The organism is Rathayibacter sp. VKM Ac-2759 (assembly GCF_009834225.1).
In the GTDB taxonomy this organism is placed as follows: Bacteria; Actinomycetota; Actinomycetes; order Actinomycetales; family Microbacteriaceae; genus Rathayibacter.
This window is the reverse complement of sequence record NZ_CP047177.1, coordinates 17107-41938: the sequence shown is the minus strand read 5'-3', so window position 1 is coordinate 41938 and position 24832 is coordinate 17107. Positions and strand designations below refer to the sequence as shown.

The following is a 24832-nucleotide window of genomic DNA, read 5'->3' as shown; positions in this document are numbered from 1 at the left end:
GCCTAGCGGGGTCTTCGTTTTTAAGGCGTCCAGATCCGGTCGTGCGACGTCGACGCGTCGATCAGAGCGCCCAGGCGCGCCATCGTCGCCGCGGACTTTGGGTGCGTCTCCGTCACCGTCTGCCGACGCCGGTGCAGGTAGATCGCGAGGTCGGCCGCTTGCACCCCGGCGGCGTTCCTCGAGGACGCGAACTGGATCGGGGAGGAAATCAGGTCAAGGCGGCTCGTCAGGTAGCCCGGCGTGCCCAGTGACCGGTAGCTCTCGAACTGCCGCCGGTGCTCCTCCTGTGTCGCGATCTCGTCGGCTACGACGATCACCTCCTCGGTATCGAAGGAGAAGACGTCACGGCGGTACTCGTTCACCCGCTCGAGCAGGTGCTGCAGCACGATCTTGTGCGGCTGCTCCGGGTACCGGTACCGAGCGTTCAGACGCTTCACGTCCACGCCGCGGAACAGGTAGCGGACCTCAGCCTCCTGCGCGATCCGCAACGCGGCCGCGTAGATGCCGGCCGCCTCACGATGCTTCCCCCGCAGAGGAGCCCACTCGCCGGCGCCGCCCATCAGCTCGTGCCCGTGGAACTCGACATCCGCCGGGACCCCGTGGTCCGCGGCGATCTGCTCCCGGAGAGCGGCGTAGCCGTGCTCGAGCTGCTCCCACTTCTCCTGTGTCGTTACGGCAGCGCCGATGAAGTAGAAGTCCTGGGTGTAGGACTCGTCCACGTACGCGATCAGCATCCGGTCATCATGTCAGCGACCTCCGCCACCACCAGCGGCAGAACAACGCCGATGAGCCGCTTCGAACGGCTCGCAGACGTGAACACGCCGCGGGAGCACTGATGCTCGGGGTGCACGGAGCGCACCCGATCGATCTGTCGTCACTGGTGTTGTCCGCGGGTGCGGAAGATGCACTCGGTCGAGCAGAGCTCGTCCCGGTCGGGGCACGCGGCGAGGTCGTGGTCGGCGCGGTCGAGGCGAGAGCGCAGCTCATCCAGTCGCGCGCGCTTCTCGTCCAGCTGCCGGACTCGTTCCGCGAGGAGCGGGCGGAGCGCATCGCGGACGTCGGTGCAGGAGGTTGTCTCGAGGGTGCGCAGGTGACGGCCGATGTCCTCGAGCGGGAGGCCGAGTTCCTTGCTGGACTCGATGAGGTCCAGGCGTGCGAGCACGTCCGCGTCGTAGTCGCGGTACCCGTTGCCGCTTCGGCCCGGGGTGATGAGCCCGATGGACTCGTAGTACCGCAGCGCCGTCGCGGAGACGCCGCTGCGCTTGCTGACGTCCGAGATCCGCACACGCCGACCCTACGACTCGAACCCCCGCTTGACCTTCAAGCAGCTCGAACGTTTACCGTTGCACCCCGTGCCCTTCCTTCTTCCCGGTGTGCTGTCGTGAGCGCGCTCGTCGCCTGGCTCGAACACCGCCAGATCCCGCTCTACCTCGCCGCGATCGCCGCTGGAGCTGCGCTCGGACTGCTGCTGCCCGCCGCGCACAGCCTGGAGATCGCGATCGAGCCGGTGCTCGCGCTGCTGCTGTTCGCCACGTTCCTTGGCGTCCCGTTCGCTGCGATCGGCCGGTCGCTGCGCGACGGTCGTTTCCTCGCCGCGGTCGGGGTGTTGAACTTCGTCGTTGTGCCCGTCATCGCCTACGGCCTGTCCCGGTTCGTGGCCGACAGTCCTGCACTGCTGTTCGGGGTGCTGCTGGTGCTGCTGACTCCGTGCATCGACTACGTGATCGTCTTCGCCGGCCTTGCCGGCGGCGCCTCCGATCGGCTGCTCGCCGCGGCACCGCTGCTGATGCTCGCGCAGATCCTGCTCCTCCCGCTATACCTGCTGCTCTTCCTCGGATTGGAGGGCGTCGCCGTGGTCGAGATTGGTCCGTTTGCGCGCGCGTTCCTGCTGCTCATCGTCGTACCGCTCACCGCGGCCGCTCTCGTGCAGGCCCTCGGTCGGCGGCACTGGGCGGGCCGGGTCATCGAGTCCACGATGCTCGGGCTCATGGTGCCGCTGATGATGGGGACCCTGTTCGTGGTCGTCGCCTCCCAGGTCGGCGCCGTCGGCGCGGTCGCCGGACAGCTGCTCGTCCTCGTCCCGATTTACGCCGGCTTCCTCGTCGTCATGGCCGCCGCCGGTCTGGGCGTCGCGCGACTCTTCCGCCTCGAGTACTCCGCGACCCGCGCACTCGTGTTCAGCGGCGCGACCCGCAACTCCCTCGTCGTCCTGCCGCTCGCGCTCGCGCTGCCCGCATCACTCGCGCTCGCTCCTGTCGTCGTCGTCACGCAGACCCTCGTGGAGCTCGTCGGCATGGTCGTGTTCGTCCGGCTGATTCCCCGGCTCGTCCGTGACCCGACGGGTACACACGTCAGAGGCGCATGATCAGCAGATGAGATTCGAAGTTCTCCACATCGACGCGTGCCCGAACTCAGCGGAAGCGATCGGGCGCCTCCGCGAAGCTCTCGTCGCCACAGGGCACCCCGATGCGGTGGTCGAGACCCGGCTGCTGCAAACGTCGGAAGACGCCGCGGATGCACCCTTCGCCGGATCGCCCACGATCACCCTCGACGGGACCGACCTCTTCCCCACGACCGGACGCACGAACGACCTCGCCTGCCGCGTCTACGCGACTCCAGTTGGACTCGCGGGGGCGCCGACGACCGCGCAGATCATCGACGCGATCACCTCTCGTGCCCACTGACACTCCTCTGACCTGCTCGTGCTGCGGCCGACCCAAGAACCGCCGCCAGCTCCACCAGCTCAACAACGGAGCCGCCTTCATCTGCCGCCGATGCGGACTATGGATCGCGCTTCGCCTCCGCCGCGACCACTGACGTAGGCGGAAGGTCCGCGAACGATCGTTCACGAGACGGCGAAGAAGCGCAGAGCCTTGTGATTGACAGCGCTGTGTGGCGCCGTTTTTGCATCGCTCATTGGCGTCGCAGTGGTCGTGAATCGGTTCTATACGGCGCCAGAGGTGCCTAGCAGCGATCCGATCAGGAATGTGGCAGCGAGAGCCAGAGCGCCGCCGACGACGATGCGGATCACCGGGCGCAGAGCCGGGCTGCCGCCGACCCGTGCGCTGATGTATCCGGTCGCGGCGAGAGCGATCGGCACCACCACGAAGGTCACCGGAACCCTCAGCTCCGGCGGAGGGAGCAGGATCGCCAGCAGCGGCAGCACGGCGCCGAGGAAGAACGCCAGCGCTGAGGCGCCGGCGGCGGCGAGCGGACTGGCGACCGCTTCCTCGTTCAACCCGAGTTCCGCTTCCAGGTGTGCGGTCAGAGCGTCGTTCTCGGTCAGCTCGCGGGCGACCTGATGCGCTGTCTCCGGGGTCAGGCCGCGCGCCTGGTACAGCCAGGCGAGCTCCTCGAGCTCCCCGGCAGGATCCTCCGCCAACTCGACGCGCTCCTTCGCGATCAGCGCACGTTGGCTGTCGCTCTGGCTGCTCACCGACACGTACTCGCCAAGCGCCATCGAGATCGCCCCACCGACAACGCCCGCGACACCTGCCGTCAGGATCGGCGCCGTCGCGGTCGTCGCACCGGCGACACCCACGACGAGCGCGGCGACCGAGATGATGCCGTCGTTCGCGCCGAGCACGCCCGCCCGCAACCAGTTCAGTCGCCCCGAGATGGCACTGTCGTGCGGCTCCGCGCGGGGAGAGAAGGGCGGAGGTGCTGAGCCGGTCGACATGGGGGTCATGCAAGCACCGCGGCCCTCGGATCGCCAGCCAGGACAGGCTGCCCAACTGACGCAGCATGCCCTGATCGCGCTCGGAGGGTCCGGAACCCAGCCCGGCGGCCACACTCGACAAAATACCCCCGGGGGTATAATTTGATCACGAGTTCCTACTGAAAGGGGAAGTGATGCTGCTCGAACGCTTCTACGACGACGACCTCGCCCAGGCGAGCTACCTCATCGGCTGCCAGGCCACCGGAGACGCGGTGGTCGTGGACCCGCGACGGGACGTCCAGATCTACCTCGACACCGCCGCCCGCAACGGGATGCGCATCATCGCGGTGACTGAGACCCACATCCACGCCGACTACCTCTCCGGTACGCGCGAGCTCGCCCGCGCCACCGACGCCGAGATCTTCGTCTCGGGGGAGGGCGGGGTCGACTGGCAGTACGGCTTCGACGCGACCCGGCTGCACGACGGCGACGTGATCCCCGTCGGCAACCTCCGCCTGCAGGCCCGCCACACCCCCGGTCACACTCCGGAGCACCTCGTGTTCCTGCTCACCGACGGCGCCCTCACTCAGGATCCCGGCTACCTGCTCTCCGGCGACTTCGTGTTCGTCGGCGACCTCGGCCGCCCCGATCTGCTGGATGAAGCTGCGGGCGGTCAGGACACGCGGTTCCAGGGCGCGCAGGACCTCTTCGACAGCCTCAAGCGCGTCCTCCTCACCCTCCCCGACCACGTGCAGATCCACCCCGCGCACGGCTCGGGCAGCGCCTGCGGCAAAGCGCTCGGAGCGATCGCGTCGACCACCGTCGGCTACGAGCGCCTCTACACCTGGTGGGGCCCCTACCTCGCGGCAGATGACCGCGACGGGTTCGTCCGCGAGCTACTCGACGGGCAGCCCGACGCGCACGCCTACTTCGCCCGCATGAAGCGCGAGAACCGCGACGGCCCCGCCGTGTTCGGCCCGCTGCCCGAACTCGCGGCGGTGACACCCGAGGACGCCGCCGAGCTGCTCCGCGACGACGACGTGGTCCTGGTGGACACCCGCCCTCCGGCCGACGTGCGCGCCGGCTCGGTACCCGGTGCCCTGGCGATCCCCGCGATCGGGAAGACCGCCGCGTGGGGTGCCTGGGCGGTGGACCCGGAGCAGGAGAAGCGCCCCCTCCTTCTCCTGGTCGACGGGCCGGAGCAGGCCGATCATGTGCGCGATCACCTGATCCGCGTAGGAATCGACTCCTACGCCGGCTACCTCACGACCCTCGACGGGCTCGAGACGCGCCCCTCCGCCACCATCGCCCCCGACAAGGTCGGGGATATCGAGGACGCCTTCGTGCTGGACGTGCGCGAGGCGAGCGAGTACGCGGCCGGCCACGTCCCTGGAGCGACGCGGATCGGCGCGGGACGGGTGCTGTGGGAGACCGACCGGCTCCCGAAGGACCGCACGATCATCAGCTACTGCCAGAGCGGCGCCCGCAACATCATCGCCAGCCAGGCGCTGCGCCGAGCCGGGTTCCCCGTCATCGAGATCGAGGGCAGCTACCTCGGCTACTCCCGCGCCCAGCAGAACGCCGACGCACCCACCACCTGAGACACCCGGCTGCCGCCCGCGCGCGAGTCTCCTCTCGCCGGGTCGCTGGGCCTCGCCGCCCGGCATCTCACCTGTGCCGGCCACGGCCCACCTCCTCGTTTCTGATCATCGGCGACATCCGCCTGCGGTGTCGCCGCGCTCCCGAAAGGGCAACCATGACCACCACCTCTTCCCCACTCACCGTCGACTCGAGCACCCTCCAGGAGTGGGTCAGCGAGCACGAAGACCTGCTCGTCATCGACGTGCGCTCCGCAGCGGAGTTCGAATCGCTGCACATCCGCGGCTCCTTCAACGTGCCCCTGCCGCTGCTGTCCGAGCACACCGACCAGCTCGCCGAGCGCCTCGGGAGCCGCGTCGTGCTGGCCTGCCAGTCCGGAGTCCGTGCGGAGCAGGCTCGGCAGCGCCTGGCCGCGACCGGCCTCACCGGCGCCTACGTCCTCGCTGACGGAGTACCCGGCTACGCCGCCGCCGGCGGCGACGTCATTCGAGGCGCTGGACGATGGGCGATGGACCGCCAGGTCCGCTTCGCCGCCGGCGTCCTAGTGCTCCTGGGCCTTGTCGGCGGACGCGTCATCGCCTCTCCGCTGCGTCTGCTGTCCGGCGCGATCGGAGCCGGCCTGACGTTCTCGGCCGCGGTGAACAGCTGCCCGATGGCGTCCGTCCTCGGACGACTGCCGTGGAACAAGGCCGCCGTCGAACCCACTGCCACCACCGCCATCGGCCAGATCCCCGCGCGGAGCGCGGCGTGATCGAATTCTTCACTCGTCTGCTCCGCCGCTCGTTCACCGGCGTCTCCGTTCCGAAAGCGAAAGAGCTCGTCCTCTTCGGCGCGACCCTCGTCGACGTGCGCACCGCGCAGGAATGGCGCACCGGACACGTCCCGGCAGCGAAGCACGTGCCTCTGGACATCCTGCTGACCGAGAGGGCCGGGATCCGAAAGGACCGTCCCGTGGTGCTCATGTGCCACTCGGGCGCACGATCCGCCACCGGCGCGCGGCTTCTCGCCCAGCGCGGCTACACCGCCTACTCGCTCCGCGGCGGCATCACCGCCTGGCGTTCCGCCGGCGAACCCATCCGCTGACCCTCCCAGCGAGGCATCACCCCGCTGACCACACGAAGGAGAACCGATGAACGAGATCACCGTTGCCGAGGCCGACCGTCGTCGTCCGACGAGTCAGATCGTCGACGTCCGCGAGAACGAGGAGGTCGCCACCGGCATGATCCCTGGCGCCCTGCATGTGCCGATGGGGCAGCTGGGGCAGCGCCTCTCCGAGCTCTCGCCCACTCAGTCGATCATCGTCGTCTGCCGCAGCGGACGTCGCAGCGCCGTCGCGGCGGCCGCACTCACCCGCGCCGGCTTCACCGCCGACACGATGGTCGGCGGGATGGATGCCTGGACCCTCGCCGGCCTCCCCACCACCTGACCTCGGATCGATGACCGTCCACACCCTCACCGCAGACACCTTCGACACCGAGACGACAGCGCACGACGTCGCCCTCATCAGCTACGGGGCGAGCTGGTGCGGCCCCTGCCGCGCCTTCGCGCCCGTGTTCGCGAGCCTCTCCGAGCACTACCCGTCGATCCTCTTCGCCACCGTGGACACCGAAGCCGAGCCGCTGCTCACCCGAGCAGCCGGAATACGCACCGTCCCCACAGTCCTCCTCCTGCGCCGCGGGGAGGTCGCGCACCGCCACGCCGGCGTCCTCACCGCGTCAGCTCTCGCCGACCTCGCGGAAAGCGCCCTCACCCACTCGATACCCCGGAAGAGCGCATGACCCTTATCTCCCTCCCTCTCGGACTCCTCATCGGAGCAGTCCTCGGCCTGGTCGGCGCCGGCGGCTCGATCATCGCCGTCCCCGCCCTCGTCTACGGCGTCGGCCTGCCTCCCGAGCAGGCCATCCCCGCGTCCCTGATAGTGGTCGGACTGGCCGCGCTCACCGCCGTGATCCCTCGACTGCGACGCGCGATCGACTGGCGCACCGCCGCCCTCGTCGGCGCCGCAGGAATCCCCGCAGCGTGGGTCGGCTCCCAGGTCAACAAGGTCCTCGACCCGGACGTGCTGATGCTGCTCTTCGCCGCCCTCATGGTCGCTGCCGGCATCCGCATGCTCACCGCCCCACCCACCGGACACGATCACCGGGTCCGCCTCTACGCGCTCCGCGCGATCGGAGTCGGCCTGGTCGTCGGATTCCTCACGGGCCTGCTCGGCATCGGCGGTGGATTCCTCATCACCCCCGCCCTCATCCTCCTTCTCGGCCTGTCCGCCGGCACCGCGGTCGGCACCTCGCTGGTCATCATCGTGATCAACTCCGTCGCAGGCCTCAGCGCCCACCTCCCCGGCGCCACCCTCGACTGGCCCGTCATCCTCCTGTTCAGCGGCGCCGCCATCGCCGGATCCCTCACCGCCTCCCGCTACGCCTCCCGCCTCCCGGACAGAACCGTCAAGATCGTCTTCGCCGTACTCGTCCTCCTCGTCGCCGTGTTCGTCGCGTCCGTCAGCATCGCGGGACTCCTCACCCGCTGACGCTCTCGCAACGGGCCGGCCAAGCGATCGAGAATCGCACCACAGCCTCCACACCGATACCCCCAGGGGTACTCTGATCCGGAAGCTATCGCGCACCCGCAGCCACAGAGCACTCGATGCGCACCTTGCGCCGCGAACAGGAAGGACGAGCATGACCGACACCGCTGGCCAACTCCACGACACGGACGCCATCCGGAAGATCGCGAACCGCCTCAAGCGCGCCCAAGGACAGCTCACCGCCGTGATCAGCGCGGTCGAGAACGGCGGCGACTGCCGCGACGTCGTCACCCAACTCTCCGCCGTCTCCAGCGCCCTGGATCGGGCCGGCTTCGCCATCATCTCCACCGCCATGCGTCAGTGCCTCATCACCGACGACGCGGACTCTGACGACGACATGGCTGACGCCCCTCCGCGCAAGCTCACCGTGGAAGAGCTCGAGAAGCTCTTCCTCACCCTCGCCTGACACACCGGACCGGACACCCCTGTCTGGTCCTCGTATTCGTGGGGAACACCGCGTCGCACCTGCGGCTGGATACTTTCGCGGCCACTACTCGACGTCTGGCAAGAGGTGACGGCGTTCCAGAATGTCTACGGCGAGGACGCATAGGTCGGTTTCAGGTCACTGCGCCTTCTGCTGGAGGATCCGCGGAGCGTCAGCGGACGCGAGGCCTCGGCCGACGTCGGCGCCGCCAGGCGCCCTTCTAGAAGGGCCAGACCGGTCGCACTTCGACGAGCCCGAAACGCGCCATCGGATGCTCAGAGGCAATCGCGACCGCCGCATCGAGATCATCAGCCTCCACGATGTCGAAACCGGCCACCTGCCCGGAACTGTCCTTGGACGGCCCGTCGACGACGATGCGTTCCCCTCCGCGCACGCGCACGGTTTTGGCGTCCTCGGCTGGTCGCAACCGATCACCGAGCACATACGAGCCGGATGCTTGCAGCGCCTCGACCCACTCGCCGACATCGTCGTGCTCGGCGTCGTAGGGCTCCCCAGTGGGGTCGTTGCAGATGAACAGCATGTAGCGCATGGCTCTCCTTCGAATCCCTTTGATCCTGGCACTGCGACGACGAATCACGCTGACCAGAGAGGACTCCTCACCCGAGCGCAGCCCCTCTCCTATCGATCAGGATGCTGCTTGACCTTGTCGAACCCAAGAGCATCCTGCGCGCGGTACGGCCGCCGGGCGAATTCAACGCTTGGCAGTTCGCGGCGGCCAAGCGAAGGTTAGAAACGCCACCTGGAGCGCTGCTGGTGTTGCGGTCCAGTCCGCCGCCTCCGGATGATGCTCTGAAGCTGATGACGCACACCGGGGGTTGCCGCTCTCGTAGTGTCACGATCGCAGCGAGGGGTGCATCGTTCGGGTCGGTGCACCCCTCGCTGCCGCTTGGTCCCACTCGCTCCCAAGCGTCAGACGACCAGTGCACAGGGATGACCGATCGAGCCGGTTGCAGCCTAGATTCACTAGAAAGGCTAACTAAGTCCCCTTTTGGGTGAGATGATCGGGCTACACGATTCGGGCGCTTCGTCCGAGACTGCGGCCGACCGGGGGTGTCAGACTAGCAACGAAACGACTTGTGGTCTCGTTCACTCCACCGTGGGCAGGGGGCGGCGTCTCTCCAAGATGTCGACGGCGAGGACGCGGAGCTCGACGTCGAGGCGCTGCGCTTCTCGCGTGAGGACCGTCAGAGCATCAGTCGGGTGCAGACCAAGGGCGGCGCCGATGAAACCGCTCGCCTGATGCACGAGAGCGTCGTGCGCGGACATCTGTCCGGCGATGATCGCGAACTCCGGCCCCTCATCGCCGTTGCGGCTATCCACTGAACGCATCTTCGTTGCGTTGGATCAGAATCCGTTGTAGTCGGGTGCTTCGGGGAAGTCGTCTACGGCGGGGTAGAGGACGGAGTCTTCGTTTGTTGCGAGACGCTCGATGAATATCGGTGTCGCCGGGGAGATCAGCACAGAGGTCGGGGGCAGCCCGGGCAACTCGATCATCGCGCCGCCGAGGCGAACGGCTTCCTGGATTCGTTCAGTGAGCTGCTCGAGGTCCGTCTCGGCGGGAAGGAGGAAATGGCGGTGCCAGATGGTCAACTGCAGTGGTCTCATCGTGTTCTAGCGCCCTTCTTCGCCCGTCCTTGTCTCTTACGGTACGAGCGTCAGCGAGCCGCAGGGCAGGCCCTTGCGCTGGCGTGCGAGCGCGTGCGACGTCGACAGACACGCCGGCTGGCGTCAGTGGAGGCGGGTATGCCGGCGCGGACTCTGCAGGCCAGAAACTGCGGAGCGCGACAGCAGGTATGTGCGATCTCACCTTGCTGAGTGCAGCCGCACGTCAGGTCACGCCCGTCCAGCTTGCTCGGGTAGAGCTTGAGGTTGATCTCGACCAGCGTGTATAGAAAATCAGTAGCTTTTCGAGACGCCTAATCAAGATGCGACTCGAGGTTCGCTAGAGCCGAGATCTCGGGCGCGAGTCTGTCTCGGAAAGCCGTCTTGCCGCGTTTCGTCTCAGAAGGGGTCGCAGAGGGTGTTTCCGAGCCAGAATGACGTCGTGAGGCTTCTGGGTTATACGCGTGTGAGTACGTCGAGTCAGGACGCGCAGCTGCAGCTCGACGCGCTCGTCGCCGCCGGCGTGCAGAAGCGCGACGTCTTCGCGGACGTCACCTCGGGGAGCAAGACCGCGATCGAGCGGACCGGGATGAAGAAGCTCCTCGAGTATGCCGAGGACGGGGACACCGTGGTCGTGTGGCGAGTCGATCGTCTCGGCCGCTCCCTGATCGACGTGCTGAACACGGTGAACCTGCTGCGCGAGCGCGGTGTGCAGGTCCGCTCGATCTCGGACGGCATCGATCCGTCGACGTCGACGGGCCGGCTGATGTTGAACATGCTCGCCACGCTCGCGGAGTACGAGCGAGAACTCATCGTGGAACGGGTCAACGCCGGCATCGCCGCCGCCCGCGCGAACGGCACCCGGTTCGGTCGGCCTCTGTCGGATCCGGTCGTGATCGCGGACAAGCTCGCGATCGCCGCAGATGCGCGAGCGCGCGGTCGCACCGCTGAGGACGCTGCTCGTCTCGTCGGGTGGAGTCGCGCGACTCTCTATCGCCACCAGCAGGCTCACGCAGCCCGCGAGAGTGCAGCGATGTAGCGACTGATGGACGGCCTCGAGCGGTGGCGGATCCTTCGACTTCACGTCGAAGATCAGGTCCCCCTCGCGGCCCTCGCCCGCGAGAGCGGCATCGGCACGCGGACGCTGCAGCGCTGGCATCAGCTCTATAAGAGGGACGGGCTCGCCGGGCTCGACGACGCTGCGAGGACAGACAAGGGCGGTCGGCGCACGGATCCGGCGACCGTCGCCGCCATCGAGCGGCTCGCCCTGACCCGGCCTCGTCCGTCGATCGCGACGTTGCATCGCCTCACCGTCGAGGAGTGCCTGCGCGACAGCAGGCCGGTGCCGAGCTACGCGACCGTCCGAGGGATCGTGCAGGCCCTCGACCCGGCGCTCGTCACCCTTGCGTTGGAGGGTCCTGCTTCCTACCGCGACCGGCACGAGCTGGTGTTCCGCCGCCGGGCGGAGCGGCCGAACCAGATCTGGCAGGCCGACCACACCGAACTCGACATCCTCATCGTCGGCGCGAACGGGAAGCCCGACCGCCCCTGGCTGACCACCGTGATGGACGATCACTCCCGCGCGATCTGCGGCTACATGGTCTTCACCGGAGCACCCTCGTCGCTGAACACCGCCCTCGCGCTGCGCCAGGCGATCTGGCGGAAGACCGACCCCGCGTGGGCGATGTGTGGGATCCCTGACGTGCTGCACGTCGATCACGGCTCCGACTTCACCAGCCACCACCTCGAACGCACCGCCGTCGAGCTGCACCTCCGGCTCATCTTCTCCACCGTCGGCCGGCCTCAGGGGCGCGGCAAGATCGAGCGCTTCTTCGGCACCATCAACACCGAAGTCCTCCCGACCCTCCCCGGCCACCTCGGCCCCGGGAACCGCAGCCCGCAGCCCGTGCTCGATCTTCCGGGCGTGGACCGGGCAATCGGCGCCTTCATCGCCACCTACAACCAGCGCACCCACCAGGAGCTCGGTGTTTCCCCGCGCGACGCATGGGTCGCGGACGGCTGGATACCCCGCATGCCCGACACCCTCGACGAGCTCGACGGCCTGCTGCTCACCGTGCCCACGCATCGGACCGTGCAACGAGACGGAATCCACTTCCAGGGTCAGCGCTACCTCGCGCCCACCCTCGCCCCGTTCGTCGGACACACGATCACCATCCGCTACGACCCCCGCGACGTCTCCGAGATCCGCGTCTACGACCACGACACCTTCATCTGCGTCGCCGTCGACGAAGCCCACCCCAACATCCGCCTCAGCCTCCGCGACATCGAAGCCGCCCGCCGCGCCCGCCGCCACGAACTCCGCCGCACCATCAACGACCGCATCCCCACCGTCGCCCACCGCGAAGAACCCCGCCTCGCGGACCCCACCCCGCGCAAGAAACGACTCCGCACCTACGAGGAGGAGTGATGAGCCAGAGCTTCATCGTCACCAAGGAACACCGCCGGTTCGCCGAGTTCGCGAACGCGGTGAAGAAGGAGCGCACCATCGGCATCTGCCACGGCGACGCCGGCGTCGGCAAGACCAACTCCGCCCGCCGCTACGCGAACTGGGACACCCTCGAGCCCTACCTCACCGCGTGGGGCCCGCGCGGCGAGGACGACGCAAAACACAACGCGCTCGCGCATCGCTCCCGCACCGTCTTCTACACACCCGAGGTGCTGCCGCGACCCAAGGACCTCATGCGAGAGATCGGAAAGTGGCAGGCCCACCTCGGCATCTGCATCGATGAACACCTCCGCACCATCGGGAAGGTCGCCGGCGTGCACAACGGCGACACCACGCGGTGGGTCGAGATGCTCATCGTCGACGAAGCCGAGCGGCTCACGCCCACCGCGCTCGAGCTGCTCCGCGACGAACACGACCGCACCCACCTCGCGATGATCCTGATCGGCATGCCCGGCATCGACCAGCGCTTCCGTCACTACCCCCAGCTCTACAGCCGCCTCGGCTTCTCCCACCGCTACCGAGCCCTCGGCCACGAGGAACTCCTCTTCGTCCTCGACCGACACTGGAAGCGCCTCGGACGCACCCTCAACCCCGACGACTTCACCGACGCCCAAGCCGTCGCAGCCATCGAACGGATCACCCGCGGGAACTTCCGCCTCCTCGAGCGCCTGTTCCCTCAGATCAGCCGCGTGCTCAAGATCAACGAACTCGAGACGATCACCGACGACGTCATCGAAGCGGCCGCCAGCGTCCTCGTCATCGGGAGCTGACCGGCGCCATCGGGCGATCACAGAACACCGCCATCAAGCGAGCAACTCCACACGATTTCTCGCGGTGGGAGTCGTCCCGTAAGACCCGCCCGGTGAAATGTCCGGTGAGGGGGTGCTGACTGCGACACTGAGCGGATGGCTGAACTGGTGGGATATGCCCGCGTCTCGACGGACAAGCAAGACGTGCAGGCGCAGCGCGACGCGCTGCTCGCAGCGGGTGTGCCGGCGGAGCGGATCTATGTCGACGCCGGCCTCACCGGAGCAAATCGCGACCGCCCGGCGCTGGGCAAAGCGCTGGAGGCGTGCGATGAAGGCTCGACGTTATTCGTGACGAAGCTCGACCGGCTCGCGCGCTCGATCACGGACGCTCGCGACATCGTGGATGAGCTGACGCGCAGGGGAGTGCGGCTGTGCATCGGCGGATCGCTGCACGACCCGCTCGACCCGGTGGGCCGGCTGCTGTTCAACGTGCTCGCGATGATCGCGGAGTTCGAGGGCGACTTGATCCGCGCCCGCACGCGCGAGGGGATGAAGGTCGCGAAGGCGAAGGGTCGACTGCGCGGCAAGAAGCCCAAGCTGAGCCCGAAGATCGAAGCGCACATGGTCGCGGAGTACCGGTCGGGGAACTACTCGATCGCGGAGCTTGCCGAGCAGTTCACGGTGGCTCGCTCCACCGTGTATCGGGCAGTGCAGCGCGCGGCTATCGCTGACGCCCGGTCCGTGGACGTGACGTTGCCCCTGCCCCGGGAGACCCCGGCGTGAGCATGCCCGAGACGCCGCGGCCGGCAGCGAGCATCATGCCGGAGCGCCTATCGGCGCATCTTCTGGTGACGGCGCAGGACGCAGCGAGGGAAGTGCTGACGGGCTATACGACCGACGAGCCGCGCGAGCTGTTGCAGCGCCTCTTCGACGCGGGCTCGGTAGTTGAGCATCTGGTGAAGGCGGCGGTCGCTCGGATCCATCCGTCACTACTCGCGGACCGTACACACGCTCAGTCGGTCTTGACGCTGGCGGGTGTCGCCCTATCGCCGCCACTGTCGGTCACCGAGCTGCGCACGATCAGTTACACGGAAGCGATGAAGCTCCTCGTCCTCGCGCAGCCGGTCGTAGCCAGGGTCGACACGGATGCGAAAGCGCTCGTCGCGGGGCGAAACGCGGCCGCGCACATGGGCCTGGTGAATCGCGCTGTCGTGGAGACGTTCGCGCAGGACCTCGTGCGCGTCGTCGGCGTACTTCTTCCGCTTCTCGACACGTCCAAAGAGGAATTCTGGTCCGCGCAATGGCTGCCCATCGCGAAGGCGTTGGAGCTCGAGAAGGAGGACCGGTCGCGCGCGCGGGTCGCGAGCAAGATCGCCCGAGCGCGGCTCGCCTATCTGGAGCTGATCGACGGCTTCGATGAGTCGAACCGGGAGAGCACCTTGCGCTTGCTGGAGAGGCGACTGTCTGAGTTCGACTTCTTCGGAATGGACCTGGAGCGCCTGGACTGCGACTGCCCGGCGTGCGGTCGGTCCGGCTGGTTGACGTGCGAGCGGGAGCTGCGATGGCAGGAAGCGAAGCCGACGCGAGAGGAGATGCACGGGGTGAGCACTGCTGTTCCGATCGACCTAATCCCGCTCGCTTTCGAGTGCCCGGTCTGCGGCCTGGCACTCGACGGCTCGCAGGGTGAGCTTGTCGTCGTGGAGGCGCGGGAGGTCATCCGCTCTGACCAGTTCGAGTACGTCAGTGACTCCGACTCGCGCCTCTGGGGAACGCCCGACTGAGCATCGTTCGTGCTGAGCCAGGAAGCCCTTAGAGCGAGGCCATCCATCCGATAAGCAGAGCGTCGGCCGGAGGAGCGAGGCCGTCAAGTGTGACCCGGAGGGTCATCCCCGAAGGGGACGCGGAGCGCTCTTGACGGTCTTGCTCCGGAGGCCAGAGTGCCGCGTCGGATGGACGGCCGGACGTGACGGACGCGCCACAGGTAAGCCGAGGCGAGCAGCGCGTGCGCCTAGGCGCGCGCTTGGTCGTGCATCATTCGCTGTGCTCGGGTGCAGGAGCCGGTGTCTCCTCCGTCGCACGTCGGGTGGACCGTCGAGCGCGAGGAGCGGCGCCGATAGTGCCGGGAGCGCGGGCTCCGGTGGCGCGCAGTTCCTTGTCGCTCCACCCGGAGGCTAGCGCCGCGTCCCACGCTTTGCTGTGGGCGTCGCGTGCGTCCTTCGCTGCCTGGTCTGCGCTGTCGACGTCGTTGGTCGCCGCGACGAGGGAGCGCACTGCTGCGACCCGTTCTTCGACGGATCGTTCGAGCAGTTCGCGTGCGGAGGCGGCTGCGGTGTCGGGGTCGATTCTCTTGTCTGCCATGCCGCCAGATTAATCGAGTCGCTCTGCGACCACCACTCTCGATCCTGCTGCGCGGATCGGACACCAGCCACCTTCGGCGGCAAGGCGCTTTCGATTGGAACCGGAGGAGCAAGGCGCTTTCGATTGGAACCGGAGGAGCAAGCTGGCCGGTTAGGTCCCCTAAGCTGCTTTCCGGCCTGGCGCTGCGCTTGGCCGGGGTGCACACTGGACGTGTGGTCCCCGCCAGTAGGCGGGTTCGCTGCGCTGGGCCAAGGGACGGAGGACGGGATGACGAACGAGGGTCGCCTGTTCGGTCGCAAGCGCCGGGCGAACGTGCCGGCGGAGCAGCGCCGCGAGAAGACGTACAAGGTGCGGGTGTCGCCGGCCGAGGATGCAGCGTTGCGTGCTCGGGCCGAGGTGATGGAGGTCACGGTTCCGCGGCTGATGTTCGAGGCGGCGACCGATGCGGAGCGACGCACGAATACGGAGTGGCGGGCGGTCGGCTCGGAGCTGAAGCAGATCCAGACGCTCATGGGTCGCATCTCGAGCAACATGAATCAGCTCGCGCGGTTCGCGAACACGGAGGGTCAGTTCCCGGTGGAGGCGGAGCGGTTGGCGGCGGAGTACAAGCTGTTGGTGCCTCGCGTGTATGCAGCGTTGGATCGGTTGGAGGGCAAGTGATCCCCAACGTCACGTACGGCGGGGACATGGGTGGGCTGGTGCAGTACCTCGCCGGCCCCGGTCGGACCAACGAGCACACCGAGCAGCACTTGATCGCGGGGGACCCGGCGATCATGGCGATGCACGGCGAGTCGGTCTTGGATCGCGCGGAGGCGCGGGAGATTGCGCGGAAACTGACGCACAATCGCGACTTCTTCGGCGTCGACGTGACCCGTCAGGTCAAGGTGTTCGACCGGGAGACGGGGGAGCAGACCGGCACCGAGCGGGTGAAGTCTGACGTGTGGCATTGCTCGCTGTCGCTGCGCGCCGAGGAAGGCCAGTTGACCGATGAGCAGTGGGGCCGGATCGCGACTGATTTCGTGGACCGGATGGGGTTCGCGGGGGACTCGTCTGGCAAGGCGGATTGCCAGTGGGTCGCGGTGCGTCACGGGCTCTCCGCGAACGGGAACGACCACATCCACATCGCGGTGTCGACGGTTCGCTCTGATGGGACCAAGGCGCACATTCCGCGAGACAAGAAGCTGTCGCAGACCGTGTGCCGGGAGTTGGAGCGCGACTACGGCTTGGAGCGTCTACACGAGCCGGAGCGTGAGCTGGGGGAGCGCGGTATCCAGCCCGCAGCACGCGAGGTCGCGCAGCGTCGCGGCGCGGTCGAGGTCGACGCGCACCGGTTGGAGCGTGCCGTGCGATCCTCTGCCGCGGCGTCGGTGGATGAGGGCGAGTTCGTGCGCCGGATGCGCCAGGCGGGCGTTCTCATTCGCCCTCGTTACGCGGCCGGCCGGGACGATGTTGTCGCCGGCTATTCCGTCGCGTTGCGGCCGGAGAAGAGTCAGCCGGTGGTGTGGCACGGCGGCGGGAAGCTGGCGCGTGATCTGACGCTGCCGGAGCTGCGCAAGCAGTGGCCGGATAGCCCTGAGACGGCGACCGCGGCCGTGCAGGAGTGGCGGGCGACGGCGAAGAATCCGTGGCGCTATGAACCGGTCGCACCGGGCCGGGAGACGTGCGAGCTGTCACCGGAGGTGTGGTCGGAGTACGCGCGTGACCTGTCGGCGTTGAACGAGCGAATGAAGAACGTCCCGCCGACTGATCGGGCGCAGTGGGCTCACGTCGCTCGAGAGACGTCCGGGGCGTTCGCGGCGTGGTCGCAGCGGTTGGAGGCGACGCCGGGACCGCTGGCGGACGCGGCGCGATCCCTCGCGCGGTCGGCACACCTGAGTGCGCACGAGTCGCAGCCACGTCCCGCGTCGTCACGGTCCCTCGCAGGGCAGGCGATGGTGCTGATGCAGGTCAGCCGCAGCGGTAACGCGACCGCCGCCCAAGCATTGGTCTTCCGTGAGCTGGCGAAGCTCAGCCGCAGCATCCACGACATGCACTCCGCGGTCGGGGACGCGCGCCGCGCGCGTGATGTGCGGGCAACGATGCAGAACCGGTTGGCGCTGGTTCGGGATCGCATGCCCGCCGTCGAGGAGGCGAAGTTGCAGCGCCAGCGGGCCGGCGTATTGACGCCGGAGCAGCAGCGGGAAGCGGTGGCGCGGTTGACGCCGGAGCAGCGGGAGTTGCAGAAGCGGATGGCCGCGGATCGCGGCTGGGCTGATGGATCGCCGGTGCCGAAGAAGGTGTCCGAGCCGAGCGCGACGCCGGACTATGAGCCGGCTGCGACGTTGAAGCCGGACCGTGACCGAGACGGTGGCCACGAACGGTGACCGTCACCGTCATGGGACGTACGAGAAGAGACGAGGGGACCGGATGAGCGAGCACAACGACGCCGATGGGGGCGTGCACGAGGACGTCGACACGGCACTGCGAACCGCGCTGACGGTGGCGATGCAGTTGGCCGACAAGATGGCTCGACTGCGCGAAGACCTGGCCCGCGATGCGCAGCGGCGCGACACCGACGCGGCGCGCGAGCTGGCGGCGCGGTTCGAGGCTGAGCGTGGAGTCGCTATGTCCCAGATCGACGTGGTGAACCGTCCCGAGTGGTGGAACAACGCGAGCATTCAGGACATCGCTAACGTCACGGAGACGGCCGAATCGTGGCGCGGCTTCGACCCGCGCGCCCAGGCCGCGATGGAGACCATCGGCTGCGAGGTCCAGGACCGCTACGGCGTCGACGTCGCCTCCCTCATCGCGGACGAACGCGCTCGAGCGGGGGAGGAGCGCACCGAAGCGGTGCAGCTCATCGCAGAAGCGGACCGGCTGGACCGCGCGGCCGACACCCGCTCCCAGGACGCGCCGAACGACGTCCAGGATGTTGCAGCAAGGTTGGAGGCGCAGGCGCTCGCCTACGAGGCCGCAGCGGCCCGTGGCGGCGATGAGCAGGGCCGCACCCCGGAGCAGTTGCAGGAGCTGGCAAGCGACGCCAGCAGCCAGGCGCAGCTCCACCGCGACACTTCCGCGAGCGAGCCGGCGGCCGACTCCACCGCGGACGCCGCACGCGCTGACGCCGGCAACCGATACGACAGCTCCGAGCGGCGCGAAGCGTTTGTTAAGAGCTTGGAAGGTCACGCAACTCCTGAGCAGATCGCGGTGCGGATGCGCGCCGACGTCGATCAGGCAAGGCCTGCTCGCGAAGCGGTCACCGCGCGTTCAACGCCCAGCCGCGGCGGCGGCGTTGCACCGTCGGCTGGTGGTCGGACGCGCGATCGTGGAGACCGCAGTCGGTAGTAGTCGGGATCCTTCCCGAGAGTTCGGACTGCGTGGCGTCGGGACCTTCCCAGGAGTGTTCTGAGCTGAGGCTCTTCATGGGTTTACTCTGTCGATATGACTTCCCGACTGAGCAGCAGCGCAAAGGCAACGCGGGTCATCAAGCCGTCAGGCACGACCGCGCAGCGCCGCAGCGCCGCCTCGGCAGCCACTAGCCGCATCGTGACGCGTTCTGCGGTCACGGGCCGATTCGTCTCCGCAGCGTCAGCCGCCCGCCACCCGGTGACGTCGTCAACGGAGCGAGCAGCGCATCGCGCGGCCGCCACCCAGTCGCGGTCCGAGTAGGTGCCGCCCGGGAGACCGGCGCTGGCCCGAAATGTCTTCTCCTACGAAGATTCAGCACTCGCTCTTCCAAGCGAGGTGGTGCTCGACACCTCCTTCGTGGTGAACGTCCTCATCACGACGGAGCCGTTGCATGCAGTGAGTCAAACCTTCATGCTCGCGCTGGTTGAGAACGAGGCGACCGTCTACTACAACCGGCTCCTTGAGCTCGAGTTGGCGGAAATAGCGTTCAAGGTCGCGGTTCGCGAGCAGCATGGCCCCGGCTCGTGGCCGAAGCTTCGTACAGATGGGCGTGTGCGACGACGCGCCGGGCGGCTGACCCAACAGCTTCTGGACTCGTGGCAGGACCTGCTCGACACGGTGCCTCATCTACGCATTGAGCTCGAGGAGGTCGGTGACCTCGTCGTGGACACGATGACCTCCTCCGGCCTGGCTTCGTACGACGCAGCGCACGCCGCCACAGCGGCGTTTGTCGGCGCCGATGGTCTGGTCACCAATGACGCAGGTTTCGGTCAGGTCGAGGAGTCCACGCTCGCGCTGTACGTCGACGCGTCTCGGGTACGTTCCTGCCGTCGTCGCCGTGGGGGCCGGTAGAGGGCGCACTGGTGCATGCCCTGCACCAATTGCAAGACCCCTGGATGACGGACCGCAGCAGCCCGGCCCATGCTCGATGACCGCCAAGGCCGGTGTCGGCAACCCGCGACGGGCATCGTATGGAGTGCGACATTGGCGGTGGTCGCGAGCGGGTGACCTGGCAGCGTATTAACCGCAGCGGCAAGCTAGTGGTTGGGTTGATGTTCCAGGAGGCCACCGATACGACGGCCGTAGGTGCGGAGCATTGCAATAACCTCGGGTCCGCCTACGGATGAGGCATGCCCACGAGCCGGCCCTGCGTCAGCTGCAAGGGCCCCCTGTCCTACCGATATATCTCCGATAATCTAAATTATGTCAGTTTACCGGTTCCGCGGGCGTCAGGGTGTCGGCTACGTGCCCGATCGACTTCGTCTCGATCGGCCAGGTAATGGTGTTGACGCTGAGACCTGTGACCGTCGGGCCCTTCCTTCAGCGTGGCTATTAGGCAGCTAGGCTACTTCTCCGTGCTTTTGGTCGGCTTTCCGTGGAACTCTGCCTGGATCGACTTTCAGATCTGGTCCACCGAGACGGAAAGCATCATCCGCGTATGACCAAGTCCTTGTATCGGCTCTTCGCCGGTCCGCTCACACCGCGGCATCAGCATGCCTGGGGGTTTCATTGAAGCTGCCTACCACCCGCCCGTTCGTCACCCTGTGTCATCGACAGCCTTCAACGGCGAAGCTGCGCTTGACGAGGAGATGGATCTTGCCGCGTGCAGTTTGTGCAAGAGCACTGCGATGCCGAACGCCGTGATCAACAGTTCACGAACTGATGTTTGCGCCCTCCAGGTGGCTGCATGAGCCGCCGAGCCGTCCGCGGCACGCGGGCGGGCTCCGTTCCTCTGTCGGTCCTGTTCTGGTTGGGCGTCGTGTCCGCAGCGTCAGGCATCGGACGGTTGTTGACGGGGTTGGAGTGGCTCGGTCAGCTCGCTTTCGCGGCGGGGATCGTTCTCGCTGTCCCTGCCGTGGTTCGCGTGTTGGGGGCACCTTCCGTTCTTCCGCCTGTTCTCGCCGGTGTGACGGCGGCCAGCGTTGTGACTGCGATGTTCGTGCCCGATCGAGCGCTGCTCTTCGTCATCCCGACCCCGAATGCGCTGGCCGATGGGCGAGCGCTGGCAGCTCGTGGCTTTTCCTCGATCGCTCAGCAGGGGCTTCCAGCCGTCGCTGACGACGGAATTGTGTTCCTGCTCGTCGCAGGCGTCGTGGTGCTCGCCTGGGCGGTCGATTTCTTCGCCTTCTTCGTACGGTTGCCCGCGGCCGCAGGGATTTTCCTTGCGGCGCTGCTTGCGGTACCTGCGGTGATCGACCCCGCTGACGTGTCCTGGCAGAGTCTCGTCCTCACCAGCTTGATCTACGCGGCGATCCTCGCGGTCAGTGCCCGACCGAAGGACCCTGCTGCGCAGCGCCCCACGCTCGCGTCGGCGGCTCCGTCGGTCGCCGTGGTCGGAGTCGTGGTGCTTGCGGCGGGGGCGCTCTCAGGCGCTGCAACCGGGTATGCACGGATCTCGTCGTCTTCGAGCACGTCGGGTGCTTTGTTCAACGGCTCTATCAACCCGATCGTCGCGCTCGGCGCCGATCTGCGTCGGCCTGACCCCGTGACGGTTCTGCGCTACACGACGGAATCCGATTCGCCCGTCTATCTGCGGGTGCTCACTATTTCGGAGTTCGAGGGCGAGAACTGGGCGCCGAGCGAGACGGAAGAGACGGCGCCGATTTCTGCACCTATCGCGCCGGAGGGGCTCACCGAGAGCGTCCCTCGCGTGATGGAGGAGGTCGAGGTCTCGGTCGAGACGCTCCGGAGTCGATGGCTTCCAGTGCCCTATCCGGTCTCGTCCCTTGATGGCGTCGGCGGTGGCTGGTTACAGGATGTGCAGGACGGGTCGATCAGAGGCGACGGGATGACACGAGCCGGTGATGAGTATGAGGTGACGACATTACGCCTCGCGCCAGACCCGCAGCAGCTCGTGAACGCGCCAGTTCCGACCGGGTTCGACCGGTACTTGGCGCTCCCAGACGACGTCCCCGAGATTGTCGGAACCACCGCGTCCGAGGTGACTGCGGACGACGCGAACGCTTATGACCGGGCGCGCTCGCTTCAGGCCTACTTCCGCTCCTCCGAGTTCACCTACTCCGAGGACACGCCCGCCGAGGAAGGGTACGACGGAGACGGGGTCGGTGTTCTCGAGGCCTTCCTCACCGTGCGCGAGGGGTATTGCGTGACGTTCGCCTCCGCCATGGCTGTTATGGCGCGCCAGCTCGGTATTCCTGCTCGACTCGCCATCGGGTATCAGCCCGGATCGGCTGAGCCATCAGCAGATAGCGAGGTCACCACTTACCGCGTGATGTCGTCCGACCTGCATTCCTGGCCGGAGCTGTATTTTGAGGGCGTCGGATGGCTGCCCTTCGAACCCACTCCAGGTCGTGGAGCTCCAGCGTCCTACACGCTCCCGAGCGCCACCTCATCGAGCGGATCCGTTGCACCCCAAGCGGTCCCGACGACAGCGGCCGGAGAGGAACCTGAGGCGAGCGCGACGCCCACCACAAACACGCCGACCCCCACCGCGATAGCCGGTGGTGCTGTGGCCACCGGAATGTCCTCCGCACCGGTCGTCACCGCATGGATTCTTCTCGCGTTCCTCTTCCTGGTCCCCTGGCTGCTCCGCGCCAACCAGCGCGCCGGACGACGGCGGGCTGCAACGAGGGGCTCGACGGAGTCCGCCTGGGCTGAGCTTCTCGCAAGCGCTCGCGACCTCGGCATACCGGTCGAGCGCTCCGGAACCCTGCGTGCGCAAGAGCGCGCCCTCATGGAGGCCCTCGGCAGGGATGAGCGGGCGCTCGAAGCCCTTCAAGGGCTGCGCTGGAGGCTCGAGCAGGTGCGGTACGCACCGGTCGCGAGTGGCGACAAGACCACCTGGGCAGCGTCGTCGCGGGTGGTCGCCGCACTGCAGGCCTCTGCCGGTATTCCACGTCGCCTGCTCGCAACCGTCCTGCCCCGTTCCGTGGCGGAAGCCCTCACACGGATCAGGTCCTCACAACCCGAGGGATAGCCGCAGGGTGATCACGAACTCCCTCTACTCCCCCGGCTACTCCCCTGATCGAGCCACGAGACGTTTGCAGCCGTTCGGGGCAGTGGCCCCGGCGCAAGGTCGATGAACGTTCCGCCGTTGCCGGTGGCTTGCTGCTGAACGCGGAGGCTTCGCCAGAGCGCCGGTCTAGTTGACGCGAGCTGCTTGCGCCGTGGAGCTTTGCTGGCTCTTCCCAGATGAGGGTGTAGGTCGGCCGGGAGCGTCGGTCCGCAGATAGACGTCGAGGTCTCCCGACGACGGAGGTTCCTACGCCATCCGTCCGAAAGACCTCGACGTGACCGACGCTACCCCGCCGGCCGGCTTCGGCCGCCCTGACCTGACCGCCTTCGCGTCTCATCCCAGTCGACCCTGATCGAGTCTGCTGACCCCCTCGACGAGAACGCAGCGACATCACAGCCACCCAACCCCGACCGTCCGGGAAGCCGGGACACGTCACATGACCTGTGCTGCGGGCGTGTCGAGTGGGTCGTCCAGGGGCGACGCAGGAGCGTCGACGCGACGTGCTGAGAGGTGGTTCCAGTCGAGCGCTAGGACACCGGCTACAGGCATGGCGATAGGTCAGGAACGGCGTCGCTCCCTGCGCAGGAGGGAGCGCAGAGTCTCGGCGTTTGCGTAGCCGACCCGTAGCGCGATCTCGGCGGAGGTGAGGTCCGTGGTTGCTGAGAGGTGCCGAGCTCGTTCGGTGCGAAGCCGTTGGACGAAGCCGAGCGGAGTGAGGTTGAGCGCCGCACGGACTCGTCGTTCGAGGGTGCGCCGGCTGGTGCCGAGCGACTGCGCGACGAAGGCGACGTTGAACGGTTCGTCCAGGCGGGCGCGCACGAAGCGTTCGAACTCGACGACGATCGGGTCCTCGTGCCGGAGATGTTCGTAGGCGACGAAGGCCGCCTGCGACGGGCGCTCGTCGATGATGAGGAGCTTGGCGACATGTTGGGCCAGGTCGGGGCTGATCGATCGCACGAGTGAGAGCGCGAGGTCGATGTGGGCGAACGCGGCGCCGGCGGTGACGAGGTTCCCGTCGACCACGACCATGGTGTCGAGATCAAGGGCGACGGTCGGATAGCGCTTCAGGAACTCCGGCCCCAGGAACCAGCTGGTCGTCGCCCTCCGATGATGCATCCGTCCGGTCTCGGCGACAGCGAACACGCCGGTGCACGCCGCGGCGATCCGGGTGGTCGCCTCGTCGAGGCGCCCGAGCGAGGCGATGACCGAACGAGCATCTCGGCTCTGGAGGACGTCGTTGGTAGCGGCGGCCGTAAGGGTTCCAAGCGCAGGGACGACGATTACGTCGAACTCTCCGGACTCCGACAGCGGGTGGTCCACCGACAGGGTCATCGATGCCGTCGTGGTCACTCGCCGTTTCGGTCCGAGGATGGCGAGTTCGATCGGGTCGATCCGCGGGTCGACATCGCCGCGGGCTCCGTCGGCCACCCGCACGATGTCGATGATCGACGCGATAGCCGAACCGAAGCAGCCGTCGATCGCGATCAGTCCGATACGCATGACGTAAACAATAGCAATACTGCCGTATACGCCACTCCCCACCGGCCCTCGCTCGTCATACGCTGAACTCGTCCCACGAAGAACCCCGACGTCAAGGAGAGTCCCTCATGTCCACACCCGCATCACTTCCGTATGCCTTCGTCGCCAAGATCGTCGCGGCCGATGGACAGCACGACGCGGTCGCCGATCTGCTCGCCGGCGCTGTCGCACTCGCCAACGAAGAAGTAGGAACGATTGTCTGGTTCGCGGTCAGGACCCACGCCGACACCTTCTGGATCTTCGATGCATTCCCCGACGAAGCCGCTCGCGACGCCCACGCCAACGGCGCCATCGTCGCAGCCCTGATGGCCAACCAGCACCTCCTCGGCGCAGCACCCGAGATCCTGGCGGCCGACGTCCTCGCGTCCAAGCTCCCGTAGTCCGCCAACGCACGAGACGATCGCGCCCCGCCGAGTCGGTCCGCAGATAGACGTCGAGGTCTCCCGACGATGGAGGTTCCTACGCCAT

At 67.4% G+C, this 24832-nt stretch carries 28 protein-coding genes; 20 read left to right on the top strand and 8 right to left on the bottom strand.

Going from position 1 to position 24832, the window contains the following annotated elements:
• Window positions 1-20: 20 nt before the first annotated feature.
• Window positions 21-734, bottom strand: a complete 714-nt coding sequence (locus tag GSU68_RS18555; RefSeq protein ID WP_159910425.1) for a DUF3800 domain-containing protein — start codon at window positions 732-734, stop codon at window positions 21-23.
• Between the two features lie 140 nt (window positions 735-874).
• Window positions 875-1285 (bottom strand): MerR family transcriptional regulator, encoded by a 411-nt coding sequence (locus GSU68_RS18550; protein ID WP_159910424.1) that lies wholly within the window; start codon window positions 1283-1285, stop codon window positions 875-877.
• A 96-nt stretch (window positions 1286-1381) separates the two neighbouring features.
• On the opposite strand from GSU68_RS18550, the gene GSU68_RS18545 reads away from it, so the two are divergent.
• Together GSU68_RS18545 and GSU68_RS18540 are read left to right on the top strand one after the other, a co-directional pair.
• A complete protein-coding gene (locus GSU68_RS18545; protein WP_159910423.1) occupies window positions 1382-2365 on the top strand; it encodes a bile acid:sodium symporter in 984 nt (327 codons plus the stop codon).
• Between the two features lie 7 nt (window positions 2366-2372).
• Entirely contained in the window at window positions 2373-2684 is a 312-nt protein-coding gene (locus GSU68_RS18540; RefSeq protein ID WP_159910422.1) for a thioredoxin family protein, read from the top strand.
• Between the two features lie 260 nt (window positions 2685-2944).
• Here the strand turns inward: GSU68_RS18540 and GSU68_RS18535 are convergent, their stop codons facing one another.
• Window positions 2945-3679, bottom strand: coding sequence for a VIT1/CCC1 transporter family protein (locus GSU68_RS18535; RefSeq protein ID WP_208544737.1), 735 nt, complete (start codon window positions 3677-3679; stop codon window positions 2945-2947).
• A 173-nt stretch (window positions 3680-3852) separates the two neighbouring features.
• Between GSU68_RS18535 and GSU68_RS18530 the strand changes: the two genes are divergently transcribed.
• The 7 genes from GSU68_RS18530 (at window position 3853) to GSU68_RS18500 (ending at window position 8247) form a co-directional block, all read left to right on the top strand.
• Window positions 3853-5259 carry an MBL fold metallo-hydrolase gene (locus tag GSU68_RS18530; protein ID WP_159910420.1) on the top strand — a complete coding sequence of 469 codons (1407 nt, stop codon included), beginning with the start codon at window positions 3853-3855 and terminating at the stop codon, window positions 5257-5259.
• A gap of 155 nt (window positions 5260-5414) precedes the next feature.
• Complete coding sequence (locus tag GSU68_RS18525) at window positions 5415-6008, top strand: rhodanese-like domain-containing protein (RefSeq protein WP_159910419.1); 594 nt, start codon at window positions 5415-5417, stop codon at window positions 6006-6008.
• On the top strand, window positions 6005-6340 hold the full coding sequence (locus tag GSU68_RS18520) for a rhodanese-like domain-containing protein (protein WP_159910418.1): 336 nt from the start codon (window positions 6005-6007) through the stop codon (window positions 6338-6340). The genes GSU68_RS18525 and GSU68_RS18520 overlap by 4 nt, the downstream gene beginning before the upstream one ends.
• Before the next feature lie 46 nt (window positions 6341-6386).
• Window positions 6387-6683, top strand: a complete 297-nt coding sequence (locus tag GSU68_RS18515) for a rhodanese-like domain-containing protein (RefSeq protein WP_159910417.1) — start codon at window positions 6387-6389, stop codon at window positions 6681-6683.
• Window positions 6684-6693: 10 nt separating this feature from the next.
• Entirely contained in the window at window positions 6694-7035 is a 342-nt protein-coding gene (locus GSU68_RS18510; RefSeq protein ID WP_159910416.1) for a thioredoxin family protein, read from the top strand.
• The gene (locus tag GSU68_RS18505) at window positions 7032-7784 is read left to right on the top strand and encodes a sulfite exporter TauE/SafE family protein (protein ID WP_159910415.1); all 753 of its coding nucleotides are present in this window, start codon (window positions 7032-7034) and stop codon (window positions 7782-7784) included. Before GSU68_RS18510 ends, GSU68_RS18505 begins: the two co-directional genes overlap by 4 nt.
• Before the next feature lie 151 nt (window positions 7785-7935).
• Window positions 7936-8247 (top strand): metal-sensitive transcriptional regulator, encoded by a 312-nt coding sequence (locus GSU68_RS18500; RefSeq protein ID WP_159910414.1) that lies wholly within the window; start codon window positions 7936-7938, stop codon window positions 8245-8247.
• 238 nt (window positions 8248-8485) lie between these two features.
• Here GSU68_RS18500 and GSU68_RS18495 read toward each other — a convergent pair whose 3' ends face one another.
• The 3 genes from GSU68_RS18495 to GSU68_RS18485 form a co-directional block, all read right to left on the bottom strand.
• Window positions 8486-8815, bottom strand: coding sequence for a YciI family protein (locus GSU68_RS18495; RefSeq protein WP_159910413.1), 330 nt, complete (start codon window positions 8813-8815; stop codon window positions 8486-8488).
• Between the two features lie 557 nt (window positions 8816-9372).
• Complete coding sequence (locus GSU68_RS18490; protein ID WP_159910412.1) at window positions 9373-9606, bottom strand: hypothetical protein; 234 nt, start codon at window positions 9604-9606, stop codon at window positions 9373-9375.
• Between the two features lie 24 nt (window positions 9607-9630).
• Window positions 9631-9876, bottom strand: coding sequence for a hypothetical protein (locus tag GSU68_RS18485; RefSeq protein WP_159910411.1), 246 nt, complete (start codon window positions 9874-9876; stop codon window positions 9631-9633).
• A 454-nt stretch (window positions 9877-10330) separates the two neighbouring features.
• Here GSU68_RS18485 and GSU68_RS18480 point away from each other — a divergent pair, with 454 nt between their 5' ends.
• From GSU68_RS18480 to GSU68_RS18445, 8 genes are all read left to right on the top strand, one after another.
• The gene (locus tag GSU68_RS18480) at window positions 10331-10927 is read left to right on the top strand and encodes a recombinase family protein (protein ID WP_070409155.1); all 597 of its coding nucleotides are present in this window, start codon (window positions 10331-10333) and stop codon (window positions 10925-10927) included.
• A gap of 6 nt (window positions 10928-10933) precedes the next feature.
• On the top strand, window positions 10934-12316 hold the full coding sequence (locus GSU68_RS18475) for a Mu transposase C-terminal domain-containing protein (RefSeq protein WP_159910410.1): 1383 nt from the start codon (window positions 10934-10936) through the stop codon (window positions 12314-12316).
• Complete coding sequence (locus tag GSU68_RS18470; RefSeq protein WP_159910409.1) at window positions 12316-13125, top strand: AAA family ATPase; 810 nt, start codon at window positions 12316-12318, stop codon at window positions 13123-13125. The genes GSU68_RS18475 and GSU68_RS18470 overlap by 1 nt, the downstream gene beginning before the upstream one ends.
• Before the next feature lie 135 nt (window positions 13126-13260).
• Window positions 13261-13887 carry a recombinase family protein gene (locus GSU68_RS18465; RefSeq protein WP_159910408.1) on the top strand — a complete coding sequence of 209 codons (627 nt, stop codon included), beginning with the start codon at window positions 13261-13263 and terminating at the stop codon, window positions 13885-13887.
• The gene (locus GSU68_RS18460) at window positions 13884-14885 is read left to right on the top strand and encodes a hypothetical protein (RefSeq protein ID WP_159910407.1); all 1002 of its coding nucleotides are present in this window, start codon (window positions 13884-13886) and stop codon (window positions 14883-14885) included. The genes GSU68_RS18465 and GSU68_RS18460 overlap by 4 nt, the downstream gene beginning before the upstream one ends.
• Before the next feature lie 844 nt (window positions 14886-15729).
• Window positions 15730-16122, top strand: a complete 393-nt coding sequence (mobC, locus tag GSU68_RS18455) for a plasmid mobilization relaxosome protein MobC (RefSeq protein ID WP_159910406.1) — start codon at window positions 15730-15732, stop codon at window positions 16120-16122.
• Complete coding sequence (locus GSU68_RS18450; protein ID WP_159910405.1) at window positions 16119-17825, top strand: relaxase/mobilization nuclease domain-containing protein; 1707 nt, start codon at window positions 16119-16121, stop codon at window positions 17823-17825. Before mobC ends, GSU68_RS18450 begins: the two co-directional genes overlap by 4 nt.
• Window positions 17826-17868: 43 nt before the next feature.
• Complete coding sequence (locus GSU68_RS18445) at window positions 17869-18786, top strand: hypothetical protein (protein WP_159910404.1); 918 nt, start codon at window positions 17869-17871, stop codon at window positions 18784-18786.
• A gap of 83 nt (window positions 18787-18869) precedes the next feature.
• On the opposite strand, the gene GSU68_RS18440 is transcribed toward GSU68_RS18445, so the two are convergent.
• Complete coding sequence (locus GSU68_RS18440) at window positions 18870-19007, bottom strand: hypothetical protein (protein WP_159910403.1); 138 nt, start codon at window positions 19005-19007, stop codon at window positions 18870-18872.
• 178 nt (window positions 19008-19185) lie between these two features.
• On the opposite strand from GSU68_RS18440, the gene GSU68_RS18435 reads away from it, so the two are divergent.
• Both GSU68_RS18435 and GSU68_RS18430 read left to right on the top strand, forming a co-directional pair.
• Window positions 19186-19701: a PIN domain-containing protein gene (locus tag GSU68_RS18435; protein WP_159910402.1), complete on the top strand. Its 516-nt coding sequence runs from the start codon at window positions 19186-19188 to the stop codon at window positions 19699-19701.
• An 835-nt stretch (window positions 19702-20536) separates the two neighbouring features.
• Window positions 20537-22786 (top strand): DUF3488 and transglutaminase-like domain-containing protein, encoded by a 2250-nt coding sequence (locus GSU68_RS18430; RefSeq protein ID WP_159910401.1) that lies wholly within the window; start codon window positions 20537-20539, stop codon window positions 22784-22786.
• Between the two features lie 597 nt (window positions 22787-23383).
• On the opposite strand, the gene GSU68_RS18425 is transcribed toward GSU68_RS18430, so the two are convergent.
• Window positions 23384-24325, bottom strand: coding sequence for a helix-turn-helix domain-containing protein (locus GSU68_RS18425; RefSeq protein WP_159910400.1), 942 nt, complete (start codon window positions 24323-24325; stop codon window positions 23384-23386).
• A 107-nt stretch (window positions 24326-24432) separates the two neighbouring features.
• Here GSU68_RS18425 and GSU68_RS18420 point away from each other — a divergent pair, with 107 nt between their 5' ends.
• A complete protein-coding gene (locus tag GSU68_RS18420) occupies window positions 24433-24744 on the top strand; it encodes an antibiotic biosynthesis monooxygenase (RefSeq protein ID WP_033107114.1) in 312 nt (103 codons plus the stop codon).
• Window positions 24745-24832 lie beyond the last annotated feature (88 nt).